The organism is Synechococcus sp. R65.1, assembly GCF_047461755.1.
Classification (GTDB): domain Bacteria; phylum Cyanobacteriota; class Cyanobacteriia; order Thermostichales; family Thermostichaceae; genus Thermostichus.
In genome coordinates, this window is sequence record NZ_JANSHU010000008.1 from 35,785 (window position 1) to 52,468 (window position 16,684).

The 16,684-nt window shown below is 60.6% G+C and carries 15 protein-coding genes; 13 read left to right on the forward strand and 2 right to left on the reverse strand.

Features of this window, described 5'->3' with window-relative positions; translation table 11 throughout:
• Positions 1-117: 117 nt before the first annotated feature.
• From NW814_RS05305 to NW814_RS05365, 13 genes are all read left to right on the forward strand, one after another.
• On the forward strand, positions 118-1,218 hold the full coding sequence (locus NW814_RS05305) for a hypothetical protein (protein WP_414405475.1): 1,101 nt from the start codon (positions 118-120) through the stop codon (positions 1,216-1,218).
• A 34-nt stretch (positions 1,219-1,252) separates the two neighbouring features.
• Positions 1,253-1,723 carry a hypothetical protein gene (locus NW814_RS05310; RefSeq protein WP_414405476.1) on the forward strand — a complete coding sequence of 157 codons (471 nt, stop codon included), beginning with the start codon at positions 1,253-1,255 and terminating at the stop codon, positions 1,721-1,723.
• Positions 1,724-1,799: 76 nt separating this feature from the next.
• Entirely contained in the window at positions 1,800-3,989 is a 2,190-nt protein-coding gene (locus NW814_RS05315) for an argonaute PAZ domain-containing protein (protein WP_414405477.1), read from the forward strand.
• Between the two features lie 53 nt (positions 3,990-4,042).
• A complete protein-coding gene (locus NW814_RS05320; RefSeq protein WP_414405478.1) occupies positions 4,043-4,243 on the forward strand; it encodes a hypothetical protein in 201 nt (66 codons plus the stop codon).
• A 54-nt stretch (positions 4,244-4,297) separates the two neighbouring features.
• Entirely contained in the window at positions 4,298-5,530 is a 1,233-nt protein-coding gene (locus NW814_RS05325) for a hypothetical protein (RefSeq protein WP_414405479.1), read from the forward strand.
• A 70-nt stretch (positions 5,531-5,600) separates the two neighbouring features.
• Positions 5,601-6,008 carry a DUF3119 family protein gene (locus tag NW814_RS05330; protein WP_414393224.1) on the forward strand — a complete coding sequence of 136 codons (408 nt, stop codon included), beginning with the start codon at positions 5,601-5,603 and terminating at the stop codon, positions 6,006-6,008.
• Entirely contained in the window at positions 6,005-6,829 is an 825-nt protein-coding gene (locus NW814_RS05335; RefSeq protein WP_414405480.1) for a polyphenol oxidase family protein, read from the forward strand. Before NW814_RS05330 ends, NW814_RS05335 begins: the two co-directional genes overlap by 4 nt.
• 314 nt (positions 6,830-7,143) lie before the next feature.
• The gene (locus NW814_RS05340) at positions 7,144-7,563 is read left to right on the forward strand and encodes a DUF6464 family protein (RefSeq protein ID WP_414405481.1); all 420 of its coding nucleotides are present in this window, start codon (positions 7,144-7,146) and stop codon (positions 7,561-7,563) included.
• Positions 7,564-7,583: 20 nt separating this feature from the next.
• Complete coding sequence (gene pyrF / locus NW814_RS05345; protein WP_414405482.1) at positions 7,584-8,282, forward strand: orotidine-5'-phosphate decarboxylase; 699 nt, start codon at positions 7,584-7,586, stop codon at positions 8,280-8,282.
• 11 nt (positions 8,283-8,293) lie between these two features.
• Positions 8,294-8,857, forward strand: a complete 564-nt coding sequence (locus NW814_RS05350; RefSeq protein ID WP_414405483.1) for a hypothetical protein — start codon at positions 8,294-8,296, stop codon at positions 8,855-8,857.
• Positions 8,854-9,909 (forward strand): hypothetical protein, encoded by a 1,056-nt coding sequence (locus NW814_RS05355; protein ID WP_414405484.1) that lies wholly within the window; start codon positions 8,854-8,856, stop codon positions 9,907-9,909. Before NW814_RS05350 ends, NW814_RS05355 begins: the two co-directional genes overlap by 4 nt.
• A 169-nt stretch (positions 9,910-10,078) precedes the next feature.
• Positions 10,079-12,007 (forward strand): SH3 domain-containing protein, encoded by a 1,929-nt coding sequence (locus NW814_RS05360; protein WP_414405485.1) that lies wholly within the window; start codon positions 10,079-10,081, stop codon positions 12,005-12,007.
• A gap of 55 nt (positions 12,008-12,062) precedes the next feature.
• A complete protein-coding gene (locus tag NW814_RS05365; RefSeq protein ID WP_414393214.1) occupies positions 12,063-13,019 on the forward strand; it encodes an energy-coupling factor transporter transmembrane component T family protein in 957 nt (318 codons plus the stop codon).
• Here NW814_RS05365 and NW814_RS05370 read toward each other — a convergent pair.
• Both NW814_RS05370 and NW814_RS05375 read right to left on the reverse strand, forming a co-directional pair.
• Positions 12,957-15,893 carry a GAF domain-containing protein gene (locus NW814_RS05370; RefSeq protein WP_414405486.1) on the reverse strand — a complete coding sequence of 979 codons (2,937 nt, stop codon included), beginning with the start codon at positions 15,891-15,893 and terminating at the stop codon, positions 12,957-12,959. The two genes, NW814_RS05365 and NW814_RS05370, sit on opposite strands and share 63 nt — an antisense overlap.
• A 155-nt stretch (positions 15,894-16,048) precedes the next feature.
• Positions 16,049-16,672, reverse strand: coding sequence for an NADPH-dependent FMN reductase (locus NW814_RS05375; RefSeq protein WP_414405487.1), 624 nt, complete (start codon positions 16,670-16,672; stop codon positions 16,049-16,051).
• Positions 16,673-16,684 lie beyond the last annotated feature (12 nt).

Here is a 16,684-nt window from a genome sequence, read left to right on the forward strand (position 1 = left end):
GCCGGGAATCCGAGCACTGCGCGCCTTGGCAGCCCCCTCGACAAGCTAGGGGCAGGGGGGGTTGGCACAGTCCGGTTTTCCCTGCTCGAGCGCTTGGTGGCTGGAGGAGTGGATCTGATGCAGACAGGAGCGCAGCTCCCGAGGAAAGCCTGGACGGTGGAAATCTGGCGCAGGCTAAGGGGGCTGGTGCTGGCGCTGGCGGTGCTGCTGGGGATCGCCTGTTCTAGCCTCAAGGGCTCTGGGACCTCCCCTCCTGGATTGATCCCTCCTCCGCCTGAGCCGGGCAGCCGGTCGATTCCTCTAGCGGTGCGCACTCTGGGCACCAGCCGCTTTAAGTTGCTGGGCTTGACAGTGGGTGTGGCTGGAAGCGAGGCTGAAGTGCTTCTGGATACCGGCTCAGCAGGGCTGCGTATTCTGTCGTCGGTGGCAGGGCGCTTTGGCTTAGAGCGGACGGGGATCCCTTCCACGGTAACCTTCGCCGATGGCACGCGATTTATTGGCGTGCTGGCTCGCGCTCCCTTCAGCTTGGGTGGGATCCAGAGCCGAGAGCCGGTCACGATTCAGTTGATTGACCAAATTACCTGTGTGGAGCCGCTGGTGGCCAGCTGTTCCGACTATCTATTTGGACCAGGGCGGCCCTTTGCTGGGATCCTGGGCACCTCTTTGGACGAGCGCAGCCCTGACCGCGACCTGTTTAGCCCTCTCACTCGCCTGCCGGGCAATTTTCGCTCGGGGTACATCATCCAAACCGGCGGCTTTGAGTCTGCTCAGGGCCTTTTCACCGTCGGCCTGACCGAGGCCAACACCGCTGGCTTCAGTTTTCGGCAACTGCCCCAGGTGGGAAGTTTTCCCGATGGCACGCCCATCTGGCGGGATGAAGCTCTGCAAGTGGCCTACCGCATCAGCAATACTTCTATCCAAAATGTCCTCAGCCCCACCGTATTTGACAGCGGCGCTTCCGACATCTTCCTCAACGTTCGACTGTTGGGATCCGCTCCTTTTCCCACCGCCACCCTACCCCCAGGCTCGGAGTGGCGAGCTGTGCTGGGAGGAGCCTTTGACTACCGCATCCGGGTTGGCTTTCCGGTAACGCCCAGCCGGGATCGGATCTTTGTCAACGGCAACCAGAGCGTGCAACTGTTGGGCATGCCCCTGTTTTTCAACGCCGACGTTGCTTTCGATATTGAACGTGGTCGGATTGGCTTTCGCCTGCGTTGAGACCAAGTTTTGAGTTGAACTGGGGAGGAAACCAATGCTTGCCCAGGACGGGATCCCTGCGCGCAGAAGGGCACGTCGCTGGCCCTGGATCTGGGTTCTGCTCCTAGTGTGTTGGCTGGGGTTGGGCGGGCCGGCCTGGCCAATTGGTTTGGGAGATCCCTTGCCGGAGTGGGCTCAGTCTATGCAAGTGGGGCGGCAGCGGCTACGCGGCGTGGAGCAGTACCAGGGTCAGGAGCAGATCCGCGCTTACGGCAACCAGGCAGGGCGGGTGTTTTGGATTCAAATCGAAAGCAGTGCCGACCTGCCGCCGGACTACCGGGAGTACTTGGGCGAATACCAACAATTTCCAGTAGAAGTTGTAGCCGTGGTGCCGTTGCGGGCTCGACGGCTGCGCTTCCGTCAGGGGAATCGCAGTGCTGAGTGGCAGGTGGTGGGCATGAGCGGCCACTTTGAGGCTGAGGCGCTTAGCCACGACCTGGCTCCGCCCGAGTTGTTTCAGCTCTAACCTAGGGGGATCCCCAAGGCGCGATCGGGAAAATTAGGGCTTATTCTAGAGAGAAGCTTGAACTCAGAGTTTGCCAATGAGACTGCTTCAGCAGGAAGTCCCAGTTATCCTCAATCGCTTTCTTGTTAAGGAGCTAACTCAGGAAGACCTCACCTTTTATGAGTACAACTGTAGGCTAAACCCCCTCCCAGAGCCAGAGGATGTGCGGAAAACTTTTTCCAAAATCTCCAGGATCTGTAATCAGCTAGAAGTGCTAGCTGTTCGTCTGGGAAATCGAATTATAACTCGGGAAGAAGTTCCAATCAGTAAGCTCAGGACAGAGGGTTGGGAGTTAAAAGAGCTAGGGCCTAGGGTTTTAACCTGTACCGATGTCCAAGAAAGAAGCGCTCTCGAAAGCTTTGAGCGCAAGAGGATAGAGTCTCGCCTTAAGTCTCTGTTCAAAAAAACTGAAGTTGAATCAACAGGGGGAGGCTTGCTCTGGTGGATCACTAGTCAGGAAGGGGTAGAACTTTTCGGGGATGGCTGGGAAATCCACAGAGGAAGAATGATAGATGTTGCTGTTGAAACAGACGGAAAGCTTTATTTAGAAGTCGATATTCATTACCGTCTCTACACACCGTGGACTTTGCATGAATGGCTGGAAAACTATCCAGATGTTCCAATCAAGTTGGTTCGGAACACATACGATAAACACCGGACTTGGAAATATCTGGGTATTCTTTCCAACCGGTCGCCGCGGGAGGTTCAGCTGGCAGGGCTGAACATTAGTCTGGCGGAGTTTCATTTGCGAAAATACAATGCTCCTCTAGAAGAGGTGGAAAGCTCTTGGGTAGTCGAGGTAGCTTCAAGGGAAGGGCGTTTTCCCCATCTTTCTCGAAGACTATCGCCTGTCCTAACCTTGGAAATACTAGCCAGTCTAGAGTGCAGAAGTAGCCTTGCTAAAAAGGTTAGCGCCGCTGTTACCGAGCGTATTAGAAAAAGTTTACAAGAACGACTGCAAGAGTCTAAAAAGACAGCAAAGACTATTATAGAGAGCGTCTACAACCTTACCAGAAGGGAAATTGAACCACTGAAGACTAAGGGCTACATCTTGCCCAAGCCAAAGCTATTGGGATCGGGTCACAGGCAAGTCCAAAATCCCGCCCGGGTTAGGTACCAGGGATGTGCGAAGGTAGGCGAGACTAAGTTTGGATGTCTAAACCTCTGCGACGACAAGCAAGAGTATCCTAGCGAAGTGCACAAGTGCTTGCTTGAGGTAGCCCAAAAAAGCGGAGTAAAAGTCGAAGTAGACTTCTATGCTACTCGGCAGGACTACTTGCCTAAGAACGAGCTCGCCCGAAAAAGATTCTGGCAAAGCTGGGCTGAGCAAGGGATCAAAACCGTTTTGGTCGTTATGCCGTGGCCACCCAATGAGGACAAGCAAAAGATCCGTGTGGAGGCTCTCGAAGCGGGGATAGCAACTCAGTTTATGATCTCTGGCGCTGATTCCTACAAAGCCCTAAACGTCGTCCTAGGCCTTCTGTGCAAGGCAGCATGGCAGCCCGTACTCCTGGAACCCCTCGACCATCCTGAACGCCCTGAGCTGATCATTGGCTTCGATGTGGGAACCGATCGACAGCTGTACTACGGAGCCTCTGCCTTCGCTGTTCTTGCTGATGGGCAGAGCTTAGGTTGGGAGCTCCCTGCTGTGCAAAGAGGAGAAACCTTCTCTGGTGATGCAATTTATCAGACTGTGTCCAAGCTTGTCAATAAGTTTTATAAAAGGCTCAGTCGATATCCCACCAAGGTTCTCTTAATGAGGGATGGTTTAGTGCAGGAAGGTGAATTTGGAAAGACAATTGAGGAGTTAGAAAAAGAAAAGATTGCTGTGGATGTTGTCGGAATACGCAAAAGCGGTACAGGAAGGATGGGGATAGAGGAAGAAGGTAAGTACAAAGATGCCAAAATAGGTACTGTTGTTTTCGACCGCTCGCGAAAGTCGTTTACTCTGGTCACAAGCCAGCCCATTAGCAGGGAAGGCACGGGCTCCATTGGTAGCGCAAGACCCCTGCGAGTTGTCCACGAATATGGCAGTACGCCTTTGGAGATCTTGGCCCTGCAGACTTACCACCTTTCCCAGCTTCATCCTGCCAGTGGGTTCCAAGCCTGTAGGCTTCCCTGGGTACTTCATTTTGCTGACAAGAGCGGCAAGGAGTTCCAGCACCTCGGCAGCAACATCTTCAGTGTCCTGCAAAACATAGATCGCCAGAAATTGATTGCCGTCTAGCAGGGTAGGGGGTTCTTCCCTGTGGGCCCTGCTAGGATGGGGAAGGGTTTGAGATGCCAACTATGTTTACTCACAACGAGGTCTGGAAGACCTTTCTGAGCAACCCTGTTGTCTTCTGCGGGGGCTTTCTCAGCGGCCTGCTGCGTTTGGATGTAAGGCAGGATCCGCTGCGCAGTTGGCTAGAGTCGCAGGGCTTGAGGGTGGAGGATCCGCCGGCCTCCACGCAAGGCCCCCAGTCTATTGCCATTGAGTAGGCATGGAGACAGGAGAGAGCCTCCCCATTCAGCAAAGTAGGCCAAGGTGAGCTGATGCCCCCCGGACAATCTGTAAGAAGGTGGCGACGGCAGGGATCCCTCTATGGCTATCTTGGCGGAGTTGTGCTTTTGCTTGCGGGGCTAGTTGGCTTACCCTCAGCAGATTTGGCTTTGGCCCAAGCGGAGCTCATTTCCTCGAGAGGCTCTGACCAGGATCCCCAGCTTTGGCTGGAGCGCTACAACGCTGCTTTGAAGCAACTGCCCCCTTTGCCCAACTTGCAGTACCGCCAGCAGGTGCGGGTTGAGGGATCCCAGACCTTTACAGCCACCCTGGATGTGCTCCGCCGCCGCGACGGCAGTTGGCAGGCTTGGGTAGCCGAAGGGGATCGCGTCCGCCTGTTGGATTCGCGGCAACTGGAAGCGGTGAACCAATCGGACTTACTCAGGCTGTATTCGGTGTACGTGAGCCGGCCCGAAGCGCTCCTGCCCTCGGTGAACTTTCACTTAGAGGCTGATCCCACCCGCTACCACGTCTTCTCCTCAGAACGGGCGGATCTGGCGGGATCCCCTGTCCAGCATCTGCGTTTAGAGCCTCTCCAAGAGGGCCAGGTGCGGGAGCTGTGGCTGGATCCGGAGTCGGGGCTGCCGCGGCAGGTGCTCTTGTTTTTGTCAGGGGTGTGGGGACAGGCCTACGTCCTCATGGGGTTTACGGCAGTGCCCGCGCCCGAGGGAGGCCTTCGCTATTGGCTGCCGGAGAGCACCCGCATCAACCTGAGCTATGGGTTTTGGACGCTGGAGGGCCTGACCCGCCGCGTGTTCAGGGGATCCCTTGCCATCCGGCACGACTACCAGGACTATCGCATCTTGCCGGAAGGAGTGCAGTTGCGCTTTTTGCCCTCGCAGCCGCCGCTGGATGCGCCGCCAGTGGTGGCCGGCCTGCCGGAGAGCACGCCCCAACTGGAGCTGGGGGATGTGCAGGTCTTGGGGGTGGATGAGCAGGGGAACCAGCAGTTTAGAATTGGCCTGGGCAGACGCACTGCTGCAGAGACCCCCTTGGAAGACCGCATCGCCGCCTTTAACCTCACCCGACCGGCCAGCCGCAATGCTCTCACCCAGATCGATACCATGGCCTTTTTGTCTTTGGGGAGCAGTCAGTTGCCCATCTATCTCTTTCAATTCGACACGGGTCGTCCTCTCTATCCCCTGCAAGGGGTGGGGCAGCCGCGGGTGGATCCCAATGAGGTCTTCGATCCCAGGCCGCCGGCCATCAAGCTCTTTGGAGATTAGGTGGGGAAACCCCAGGGAGCGCTGTTGGGAGGGGCTAGAATAGCCCTGGGATCCGGAGGAGAAGCAAGGCGTGATCAAACCCTACTCTGCCCACTTGTTGACCCCCGACTTTCGCCTCAGTCTGGCAGTGCTAGTTTTGGCAGTGCCGCTGTTTTGGCTTTCGCTTTGGGCAGGGCTGGCCATGGGATTGTTTGGCCTGTTTTTGCTGGTGCAGACTTGTCTTATCGGGCTGGCCTTTACCCGCACAGCCCTGCAAGTCTACAGCGGCTCCCGGCGCATCCGCGAGTTCCCCTACAGCGAATGGCAGGATTGGCAGATTTTCTGGCGACCTGTACCCATTCTCTTCTTCTTCCGGGAAAGCCGAGGCATCCACTTTCTGCCAATGCTCTTTAACCCAGTTGAGCTGCGACTTTGCCTAGAGGAGCACGTGGGACATCTGCACGCCCAGAGATCCCCTTTTCGCGGCGTGGGCCGATGAGCAGTTCGGAGGGCTGGGTTTGGCAAGAGCAAGGGGGGTGGCGGTGGTTGCGGTGTCAGCTCTTGGCGGACTGGCCGCATGCTTTTGGGTGCCGGCGCAGCTCCTTCTATCAACCGGCTGAACTGGCTGAGCAGCTGCGGCTGACCCCCGAACGGGCAGCTTGGGGCCACCAGGTCCACGGCTGTCAGTGGATGTGGGCCGATGCCCTCACCACGATCCCGGCAGGGAAAGCAGAAAGCAGGGTTCAGCGTCCCGCAGTCGATGCCGTAATTGCCCGCTGCCCAGAAGACTCTGCCTGGGTTGGTACTGCTGACTGTGTGCCGATTCTGGTTGCCAGTCGCCGGTGGGTGGCAGCAGTTCACGCTGGCTGGAGGGGGACGGCTGCCGGCATCTTGCCCAAGGTGCTCCAGGTCTTTCTTGGGGGGGGGATCCCTGCCGAGGAAATCCGCATTGCCCTGGGGCCAGCCATTTCCGGGCCAGCCTACCAAGTTTCCCAAGCAGTGGCTGACAAGGTGCTGCAGACGCTGCCGGCAGGCGTGGATCCGCAGCTTGCCCTCTGGCCTGATCCCATCCCTGGCAAGGTTCGCCTGGATCTGCGCTGGGTCAACTCTGCCCAGGCCCAAGCGCAAGGGATCCCGCCTGAGCACATTGCCATCAGTCCCCACTGCACCTTTGGCCAGCCCCAGGATTTCTTTTCCTATCGCCGCGAGGGATCCCTGGAGGATGAAGAGGGCCGCCGTTGCGTGCAGTGGTCGGGGATTGGGCTGCCCAAAGCGGCCTTGGACAAGCCGCCAGCTGCCCAAGAGAGCTGCTACGATTGAACTGCCCCCGCTGCCCAGTCCCAAGATGCGCCGTGCTGCCCTTAGGGGATTATCGTGGATAGTTTTGTCCCTCTTGCTTGTTGGTGGCCGGGAAGCTGCAGCCCAGACCTCTGTGACAGGCCTTAACCGCGACAGCGTACGGCAACTGAACCTTGAGAAGAATTCAAGTCGCGAGCCCAGCATTCCCTCGGCGCAGAGGCAGGCGAAGTGGCATACCCGCGCCAATGTCTGCAGGGGCAATTGCCGGAGAAAGTTGGCCGTATCGCCTAAGCAAGCGGCTAAGGTATTAAAGGAAGCCCTCAGGTCGCTGCAGAATGGATTGGGAGAAGCTCTCGGAAGAATGGGTGGCAGCCTTTAGGCAGGCGGCAGAGGCAGGCCTTGCTGCTCTAGAAGCCGCCTTGAGGGAGCTGGGAGAACAGCTGGCCACCCCTATCGAGCAAACCCTCAGGCAGTGGGAAACCTTTTGGCGGCTGGAGGAGGAACCCGAGCGCCCAGAGGAAGCGTCTAACCCTGCCGAGGGGCAGTCCTTTAGCACCAGCCGCTTTTTCGTCAGCCCCTGGGGATTTGGAGGCGTAGTTGTCTATACCTATATCGCTTCGCCGCCTGGCTGGATTGGGGATCCCACCTGTCGCTACAATGCCCTTTCCCCGCAACTGCGCTGTGCCGTCAACCCCTGTGGCCCTTGCAAGGGCTGTCCTCACTATGAGCCGCGGGAGGAGGGCTCTACGCGCTAGCCGGCCTGAGGGCGTGGGCTATGCAGGATAGCCGCCTTATTGTTGCTCTAGATACCTCCTCCCTTGAGGAGGCGCTGGAGTGGGTGGAGCGCTTACCCCAGGTGCAGTGGTGGAAGGTGGGCCTGGAGCTGTTTACGGCAGTTGGCCCTCCAATTCTGCAAGCCCTGAAGGAGCGGGGCAAGCGCATTTTCTTGGATCTCAAGCTGCACGACATTCCCCGCACAGTGGGGCGGGCAGTCCGAGTAGCCGTTGGCCATGGGGTGGACTTGCTGACCGTCCATGCGGCCGGCGGGAGCGCCATGTTGCACTCAGCCGCAACGGCCGTCCAGGGCAGTTCCTGTCGGCTGTTAGCAGTTACCCTTTTAACCAGCCTTGGCCCTGAACAGGTGCGGCGGGAGCTGGGCATCGAGCGGGATCCCGGCGACTATGGGTTGCAGTTGGCCCAGCTGGCCTTGGAACAGGGCTTGACGGGGCTGGTCTGCTCTCCCCAGGAGGTGGGGCGGCTGCGCCAAGCTCTGGGGCCGGAGGTTCTGCTGGTAACCCCAGGGATCCGACTGGGGGATCCAGAGGCGGGGGACGACCAGCGGCGGGTCTGTAGCCCTGCAACAGCCCTGCGGGCGGGGGCGGACTATCTGGTGGTGGGTCGCCCCATCACGGCCGCTGCCGATCCTCTGGCAGCCTGGCAACGCTTCCAGGCGCTGGTGGAGACTGCGGGCTGAGGGTTGGGGAAATGGCGTTGGGAGGCAGGCGGGGAGCCGCTCTAGCAGTGGTTTTGGGACTGTCCGGCCTCGCTCCTACACTAGCCAGGGGAGAAGTCTGTGCCAGCGATCCCCAAACTTGGTCTGAGGCCCTGACGGCCCAGTTGCCTTTGTTTCTCAATTTAGCCCTGAGCCGCTCCCGCTCAGAGTTTCAGGTGGTGCTCGTGGGCCAGCCGCAGGTCGAGCCTCTTGCTGCCAAGGAGTTGGCGGATAGCCCAGCCGCTTCCACTGCCCAGGGCTTTTGCCTCTACTTCACCACGCTGGAGCGCCGCTTGGTTCTCCCTCGGCAGCCGCCGCAGCCGGACAACCCTCTAGCGGGACGGCGCAGCGAAACCCTGCATCTGGCCTATGAGGCCTGTGTATTGCGGGATAAACCAGGAGATCCCTGGCAGTTGGTGCGCCTCCGAGTAACTGGAGCCGGGATCCCCGTTCGCGATGTTACCAACGGGCTCACCGCCCAAGCTATCCGCCGTTGGCAGCAGTCGGGGTGTCCCTCAGCAGGCGATCTAGAGTTGACTAGGCCCTCTTCTCCGTGAGGTTTCCTCCCGCCATGCCTCCTCAGGGCAAACGGCTACTCCGGCGCCGGCAGCCGGCCAAGCTGAGTTGGATAGGCCCCTGCCTGCTGTGCGGGGGAGTAGGACTGCTCTTTGGGCAACGGCTTCGCCTTCTAGCAGAACCGGCTCAGGAAGCGTGGTGGCGCGTTTTGCCTGCCAGTAGCTCTGGGGGATCCCTTGCTCCGCTGGAACTCCCCCTCTACCACTGGCTGGCAGAGAAACTTTTGCCTTGGCTAGGGCAAAAAAGCGGGATCCCGCCGCAAGGACTGCTGGCAACCTTGTCGACCCTAGCCTGTCTGGCCATCCTACTGTTGTGTTGGAGCTGGGGCAATTTCTGGAGCGCTGGCCTGTGGGGGCTTAGCCCCTGGGTGCTGACCCAGGGGTTGGAGCCGAGCAGCGAGATCCTCGCTCTCCTGGTCTTACTAACTAGCAGCGGCATTAGGCCGGGATCCCGCCTGCGCTGGGAGGGGTTGGCGCTGGCCTGTGGGCTGAGCTACCGAGTTTGGCCCTTGGCCTTGCTCTGGGCGCTGCTGTGGATTAGCCAACACCGGCCGCGGCAAGGGTTGCAGGGATCAGCCTTGCTGCTGTTGGTGATGGGCCTCTCCTGGCTCGGGGGGGCGGAGGGGCTTGGGGATCGCTTCCGGGGAACAGAGACTCTCTCTCCAGCCATGGGATCCTATTCGCCCAGAGGCCCAACTGGCCTGCCTACGCTAGCTACTTTGATGTTGCCCCTAGGGCTAGCCTTGGTGCGGCTGGGCTGGCCTTGGGAAGAACGCCAACAAACTTTGCTCAGCCTGGCCGGCTTGGGCCATGCCCTCTGGATGGGCCTGCTAGCAACTTGGCTGGAGGGTCGGGGGGAGCCGCCCCTGTACCTCCTGCAACAAAGCGCCCGCTGGGGCCTAGTGGCCCTGCCCTTCTTGTGCCTGAGCGCTGGCGGTGTCTTGGCGGAGATTCCCTGGAGGGGCTGGCGGCGGCTGTTGGGATCCCTGCTTTTGGTCAGCTCGTTCTTGCTGTCGTGGCAAGCGTTGGCCTAGGGCACGATCCCAGCTCCAAACCAAAGCGCTGAGGGGTTGATCAGCCTCTTGCCCCAGCTCTTCCAGGGGGATCCCTTTTGTTAAGGAAAAGGACTACAGTTAAGGTCGAGGCGGGTCAGGTGTTCAAAAACGCCACCCCGACGACCCAAGCAGGAGAACAACGTAAGAGATGATGACGGTGCGGGTGCCCCTCGACTACTACCGAATCTTGATGCTGTCGCCACGGGCAGACAAGCATCAGATCGAACAGGCTTACCAAGAGCGCCGCGAGCTCAGGCCAGGCGAACGTTCTTGGCTAGTGGGGTTCTCGCCGCAGGCCGTGGAGGCTCGTGCCCAGCTTGTCCAGGAGGCCGCTTCTGTGCTGCTCGACCCTGAGGCACGGCGCAGCTACGACGAACACCTAACCCTAGCGCATCCCACCCTGACGGTGGACGAGGCCCTTCTGCCGGGAGTGCTGTGCCTGTGCTGTGAAGTTGGAGAGTACCCAGCGGCTTTAAGCTTGGCTCAGCAAATGCTTGATCAAGGACACCCCGCCCGTTCTGATGCCATTTTGGGGCGGGCCGTGGCCCGTTTAGAGCTAGGCCGGGAAGCCTGGCGACAAGGAGCCTATGAAGAAGCCGCGCACTCTTTGCAGACAGGCTTGGCCGAACTGGAGGAGTGTCAGGCTTTTCCTCAGCTCCAGGCAGAGCTCCGCATCGACCTGGGCAAGCTGCGCCCCTACCGCATTTTGCAGCTCCTTGACCCCAATGCCCCAGCTGCCATGGGCAAAGGAGTAGCTGCAGCTCCTGCCCTGGCGCGGCAGCAGGGGCTGGCTCTCCTCAAGGCCATGCTCGACGAGCGGGGCGGCATTGAGGGCGGTGGGCAAGATGGCTCTGGCTTGAGTACGGAAGATTTCTTACGCTTCATCCAGCGCGTGCGCCGCTACCTCACCCTGAAAGAACAGCAGGAGCTTTTTGAACAAGAGGCGGAGCGCCCTTCCTTGGTCGCTGCCTACTTGGCTGCGCAGGTGCTGCTGACAGCGGGCTACGTGGAGAAACGGCCAGCTCTAGTGCGGCGGGCGCGCGGCTACCTGATTCGCCTCGCCCAGCGGCAAGATGTGCATCTGGAGCAAGCTATCTGCAGCTTGTTGTTGGGGCAAACTGAAGAAGCCCTTAGTCACCTACGCGCCAGTCAGGAAACCGAAGCCTTGCAGTTTATTGAGGAGCACTCTGCCGGATCCCCGGATCAATTGCCAGGCCTCTGTCGCTTTACGGAAAAGTGGTTCCAGGATGAGGTATTCCCAGAGTTTTACGCCTTGGATCCTGCCCAGGCTAGCCTGAAAGCCTACTTCGACAACCCTCAGGTGCAGGCTTACCTGGACGAGATGCCTAGCCGCGAGAGCTCGCCAGCAGGTACCCTATCTCCACCTCCTACCCTGCCTCTATCCCAACCGCCCGCTGCTGGGGGTGCTAATCACCCGCCTGCTCCCTTCCCGCAGGGAGTTTCCCAAGAGCCGTCGCACTTGCCCAAGTGGCCTGCTCCATGGGACGGGGAGCCAGCCAGCTCTCCCCCATCAGAAGGGAGCCTTCAGGCCTACAAGAGGGGGCTGCAGGAGGTGGAGCGTCACCACCGCAGCCACTTGGGTTCTAGACGAAGTCGGCCTGAGCGTCCTGCCCCCTCCCTCCACCTTCGTTTGGCTGCCGTGGTCGGCGGGGGCATTCTCTCCCTCGTGGTTAGCTGGCAGATACTGCGCAGCCTGTTCACCCCACCACCGCCGCTGGAACAGCCCCAGGTGCAACTGGAGCAGCCACCGGTTGCTCTTGAGAATTCGGATCAGGCCAAGCCCTCGCCTGAGCCTGAGTTGATTGGCCCCCTGGCTGAGTGGCAAGGAGTCCAACGGGTGCGGGTGATCTCCAACGATGGCATCAATATCCGCCAGCAGCCTAGCCTAAGCGGAACCATTGTCGGGACGGCCCCCCGCCAAGCTTTACTGCGGGTGGTAGAGGTGCGAGTAGGTGAAGGACGGGTACCTGTCTGGTTGCGCGTCGAGCAAGAGGGGGCGCCAGGAGGGTGGATTGCCGCTCAATCGGGCTCAACTCGCTTGGTCGAGCGACTCTAAGCCTTTTCTGCCATTTGCCTTGCCCAGGCAATAGCTTGTTTCCCGCTTTCCGGTGGTGGATATTCTGCGCAATGCCCCGCTAGGGATCTATCTGGAAGAGCCGCGCACCTGGCTGCACTGTCTTGACCCGCGGGTGAAGTTGGCCTGGTTGCTTAGCTTTCTCCTCAGCCCAATTTTGGCCAGCAGTGGCTGGCGGCTGGCCGTGGTGGCGGTTCTCCTGCTCTTGACGGTAGCAGCCCGTCTGCCGCGCCGGGTCTGGTCGGGCCAGCTTTCGCTGGTGTTGGCCCTCAGCCTGCTTGCTTTTGGGATCACCAGCTTCGCCCCCGATGGCTTAGGGGTCTTCCCCCAGCCGCAGCGGCAGGATGCGCAGGTGGTGGGCTATGGACTTATCTCCAACTCCAACCTGGAGGTGAAGGAGAGGGCAGCGGCCAGCCAGGCCTGGCAGCAGCAAACCCGTGCCTGGCCAGTTCCCTACCGCTACCGTTTGCTGCAGGTTTCCCTGCTAGGGCGAACGTTTCAAGTCTCGCGGCGTTCCCTCTCCGTAGCTCTGCGGCTGGGTACCCTCATCTTTACCCTGCTCTATGCCACCAATTTGTTCTTGCTGACCACCGCCCCCGAGGAAATTACGGCGGGGATTGCCCGGCTGTTACAGCCTCTCCAGCGCTGGGGCTGGCCGGTTGCGGAGGTGATTCTCACCCTCACCTTGGCCCTCCGCTTCCTGCCGCTGGTGATGGAGGAAGTCCAGAACTTGGTGCGGGCGGTGCGCACCCGCGATGTGCGTTGGGGATCCCTCAGCTTTCGGGGTGGAATGCAAACCCTTCTGGCTTTGGTGGAGCGCTTTTTTGAAAACCTGCTCCTGCGAGCGCAGGAGATAGCGGCGGCCATGCAAGCTCGAGGGCTAACTGGTCCCGACCATCCTCTGCGCTGGCACCGTCTGCAGCTACGGCGGCTAGATCGAGGAGCGCTGGCCCTCCTGCCCCTGTTTTGGCTGCTGAGAGCTTTGTCGCCCTAAAGATAGCGGCAGGAGCAGCTGGGAAACCGAGCGCCCATCAGAGGAGAGGTAGAACAACAGCTGCCCCCCCAGGCGCTGCACAATCCGCTGGCAAAGGCTAAGCTCCAAGCCGGGGCTGGCCGCTAGCGGGGACTGGAACAAGGGATCGGCAGAGACGACCTGCCGGGGATCCCCTTGCAGGGCTGCCAGCAGGTGGGGGTCAAAGCGGCCCTGATCCACCACCAGCAGTTCTGCATAGCCAGAGTGCTCCGCACCGCTCTCGCCAACGGCGACCCGGCTCCACAGATCCAGCCGCCCCCCCTCCGGGCTGCGCAAAGCAGCGGCAACCAGCACCTCCCAGAGGACCATCTCCAGGCGTCCGGGATCCCCCCAAACAGTAAGGCTCAGGTCGCCGTGGGCGCGCGGCCACAGCTTGCGTTTCTGGGCCAGACCCTCCAGCCGGCGCAGGCTCTTGCGCACCAAAGTAGCCACAGACAGCGACTGCAACTGCGGCTGCGCCTGCCAGGTTTCTGCCTGCAACAAGGGCTCCACGGAGGCGGCCAGATCCCGCAGCCCTCTGGCAATTTCCACCACCTTTTGCCAGCGCGTGGCCTCGTCTCCTGGCGTTGCTGGCACCTGGCCTAGGCGGCGCAGGCTGTCCAGCAAGGCGCTTTGCAGATCCAGCAGGCGGCGGTGCTTGTACCAGTTCAGCTCGCTGAGCACCTCCTGCCGCTCCTGCAGCGTTTGTACCCAAAGCAAGCGCCGCAGCGTCCAGCCGCAGGTTTGGGCAATCACCGTCGCTGCCGCCTGCTCCTCCGGCTCCCAAACCTTGTCTGCCTCTGCTCCCAGGATCAAAACCCCCAGTGGCTCCAGACCAGGGGAGTCGCCAGTCTCGGGGCCGCCCTCGCCCAGCGGCAGCAGCAGCCAGGATCCCAGGCCCGTCGAGTTCAACCAGGTGCGGCTGGCAGCTGGGATCTGGTCTTGGGAAAGCTGGAGGGGTCCTCTTGCCTGCAGCGCGCGGGTCAGCAAGGGATCCTGGCGATCGATCTCAGTGGGGCCGGTGGGGTAAAACGCGGGGGCGGCGGCAAAAGGCGGCTGCAAGCGGGCCCGGCTCTCCCCTGGCTGCCAACTCACCACCAGCGCCAAGGGGATCCCCAACGCTTGGGCCGTCTGTTGGACGGTGGCGGCGTAGAGCTCCGGCAGGGTAGTCAGGTTCTGCAGCGTCAGACAGGCAGCAACCAGGCCGTTGAACAGTTGCTCTTGCCGTTGCCGCCGCTGTTCCAGTTGGATTTGCCTCAGGATCAGGCCCACGGGTTGGGCGATCCCGCGCAGCAGTTGCCGTTCTTCCCGGCTCCAGGCCCGCCGCTGGGGATGGAGCACGAGGATCAGCCCTTGCGGAAGGGCAGCGGGAGTGGCAGAGCCGCCGACTTCCGTGTGGGTGAGCATGAGGGAACGTACCCCCAGAGGGGCCAGTTCCTGCCGCCAGGAGAGCAGGCGCAGATCTTGGTCGTAGTTTTCTGCCACCACCACCTCGCTGCGCAACAGATCCTGCCAATCTTGCTCGCTTAGGGAGCTAAACTGCTGCGGCAAAGCCTGCTGGCCCTCGCTGCGGTACTCGTAGAAGAGGCGGGGGATTGGTTGGTTGGGATCCAGCGTCAACACCGCTACCGCGGCGGCTTGCAGGCGCTGGCCCAGGCCAACCACCGCTTGCTGGAGAGCCTGCTGCAGCTGAGCCGGGTTGGAGAGGGCCTGGCCTACCTGGTGCACGAACTCCTGGTCGTCGGCCAACTGGCGGAGGCGACGATCCAGATTTTCCAGAGGAGTGGCCAAGGCCAGCCCATGGGCGGCAGCGGCCACCAACTGGCGCTCGGCAGCTTGCCAGGTGCGGGGCACCTCCGACTGCACCCAGATAAACCCCAGCAGCTCCTGCTGCAGCCGGATTGGGGCGGCCAAAGCCGACTGCGCTCGCCACTGCTGCATCAACTTGAGGGGAACCTCGGCGCGGGTTGTCTCCAGGTCGCCCACCACCACCTGGCCTGCCGCAAGAGAGGAGTACAGGTTTCCCAATTCCCGGAGCGCAAGGCTGCCTTCTTCCATCGGGATTACCCCGGCTTTGGTTCCTCTGGCAGTGGGGGCAGGAGTAGGCCTAGCGGCGCTTTCATGGGGAACAAACCGTCCCTCCCTGGGCTTGTGCCAGTACACCTGGATGTGAACGGCGCCCAAGCAGGACTGCAGCTCCTGGGTAACCAGGCTAACCCGTTCTTGCAAGGATCCCGCCTGGCACATCGCCGCCCCCAATCTCAGGAGCGACTCTTCAAAGCGCTTTTCGGCCTGCCGTTTCCAGGCATCTTCCAGCTTCTGCAAAGAGGCTGCCAACTGCCCCAGCAAAATCCCCAGGAGCGCCTTTTCCTCCTCGTGGGTAGTAGCGCCCCACAGTTGGGATCCCAGCATCAGGATCCCCAGGCAGCGCCGCCGCCCTACCGTAGAGAAGGGGTAGATGAAGCAGCCTTGGATCCCGCCCAGCCGCTTGGCTTCTCGCTGCCAAAGACCCATGCGCGGCTCCTGGGAAAGGTCGGGCACGCTGATGGGCCGCTGCTCGAACACCACCTGATCGAGAATCTCCCCCGGCTGTAGGGGATACGCAGCTTGCAAGAGAGGTTGATCCTCCTCTCGCAGGGTCACGCCACCTTGGCCCACCAACTGGTGATTGGCAGGGTCGTAGAGGGCTAGCCAAATTAGCGGCGCCCCAAACACTGCCTTGACATACTCCAGCGTGAGCTGAATCAGGGCCTTAGCGTCGGTCTGCTCCCGCATCTGCTGCAAGGTTGCCTGTAGGGCCACCAGCGGAGAGACTGCCCCCGCTCCACTAGGGTGAGGAGAAACAGACTGAACCATAGTTCAAGCATTGGCTGGTCAGGTTTGAGGGCAAGCAGGCCCAGCCACCTCTTGGCTCACCTTAACCCTGCTGTTTCTTGGAAGCCAACATTTCCAAGGCAGTTGGAGATGCCCCTGCAGGGTATTGTGCCGTCAATAGAGCTAACTTGCAGTCCTCACTGCCTGGTTACGAGAGGGATCCCGCGCAATTTGGACGTATTGGTTACCAGACTTTGCACAAAGCGCTGGAAGCGCTGCCGCAGGTTTTCGTCCCTGAGGTTGCCCTGCTCATCGAAGGCACTCCAAGCCCGCCCGATGGCAATTTGCTCTGGGATCGCCCAACCGTGCAGCCACCGCACAATCAGGCGCATTTGGTTAAGGGTGTCGCTGTTGCTCTCGCCGCCCAAGACACTGATGAGCCCAAAGACCTTGCCCTCCAAGTGCTCAAAGCTCAGCAGATCCAGAGCATTCTTCAGGCTGCCGCTGATGCTGCCGTGGTACTCCGGGCTGGCCAGAATGATCCCATCGGCCTGCTTCATCGTTGCCCGCAAAACCTCCACATCGGGATAGTCGGGGTAGGATTCCGAACCATCGGCAAAGGGCAACTTCATCTGCCGCAAATCAAGAAGGTGCAGCGGTATCCCCAGCTTCTCGAACTCGCGCCGCACTACCTCCAGGGCCCGATAGGTCAGGGAGTTGGGCCGCAGGCTGCCACCAATGGCCACAAAGCAAGGTGCAGAGGCTGCAGTCAGGACGGTTTGAGAGTCGGCGGTGGGGGCTTGCCCAGTTGAAGAAGACATAAGCCGTGCTCA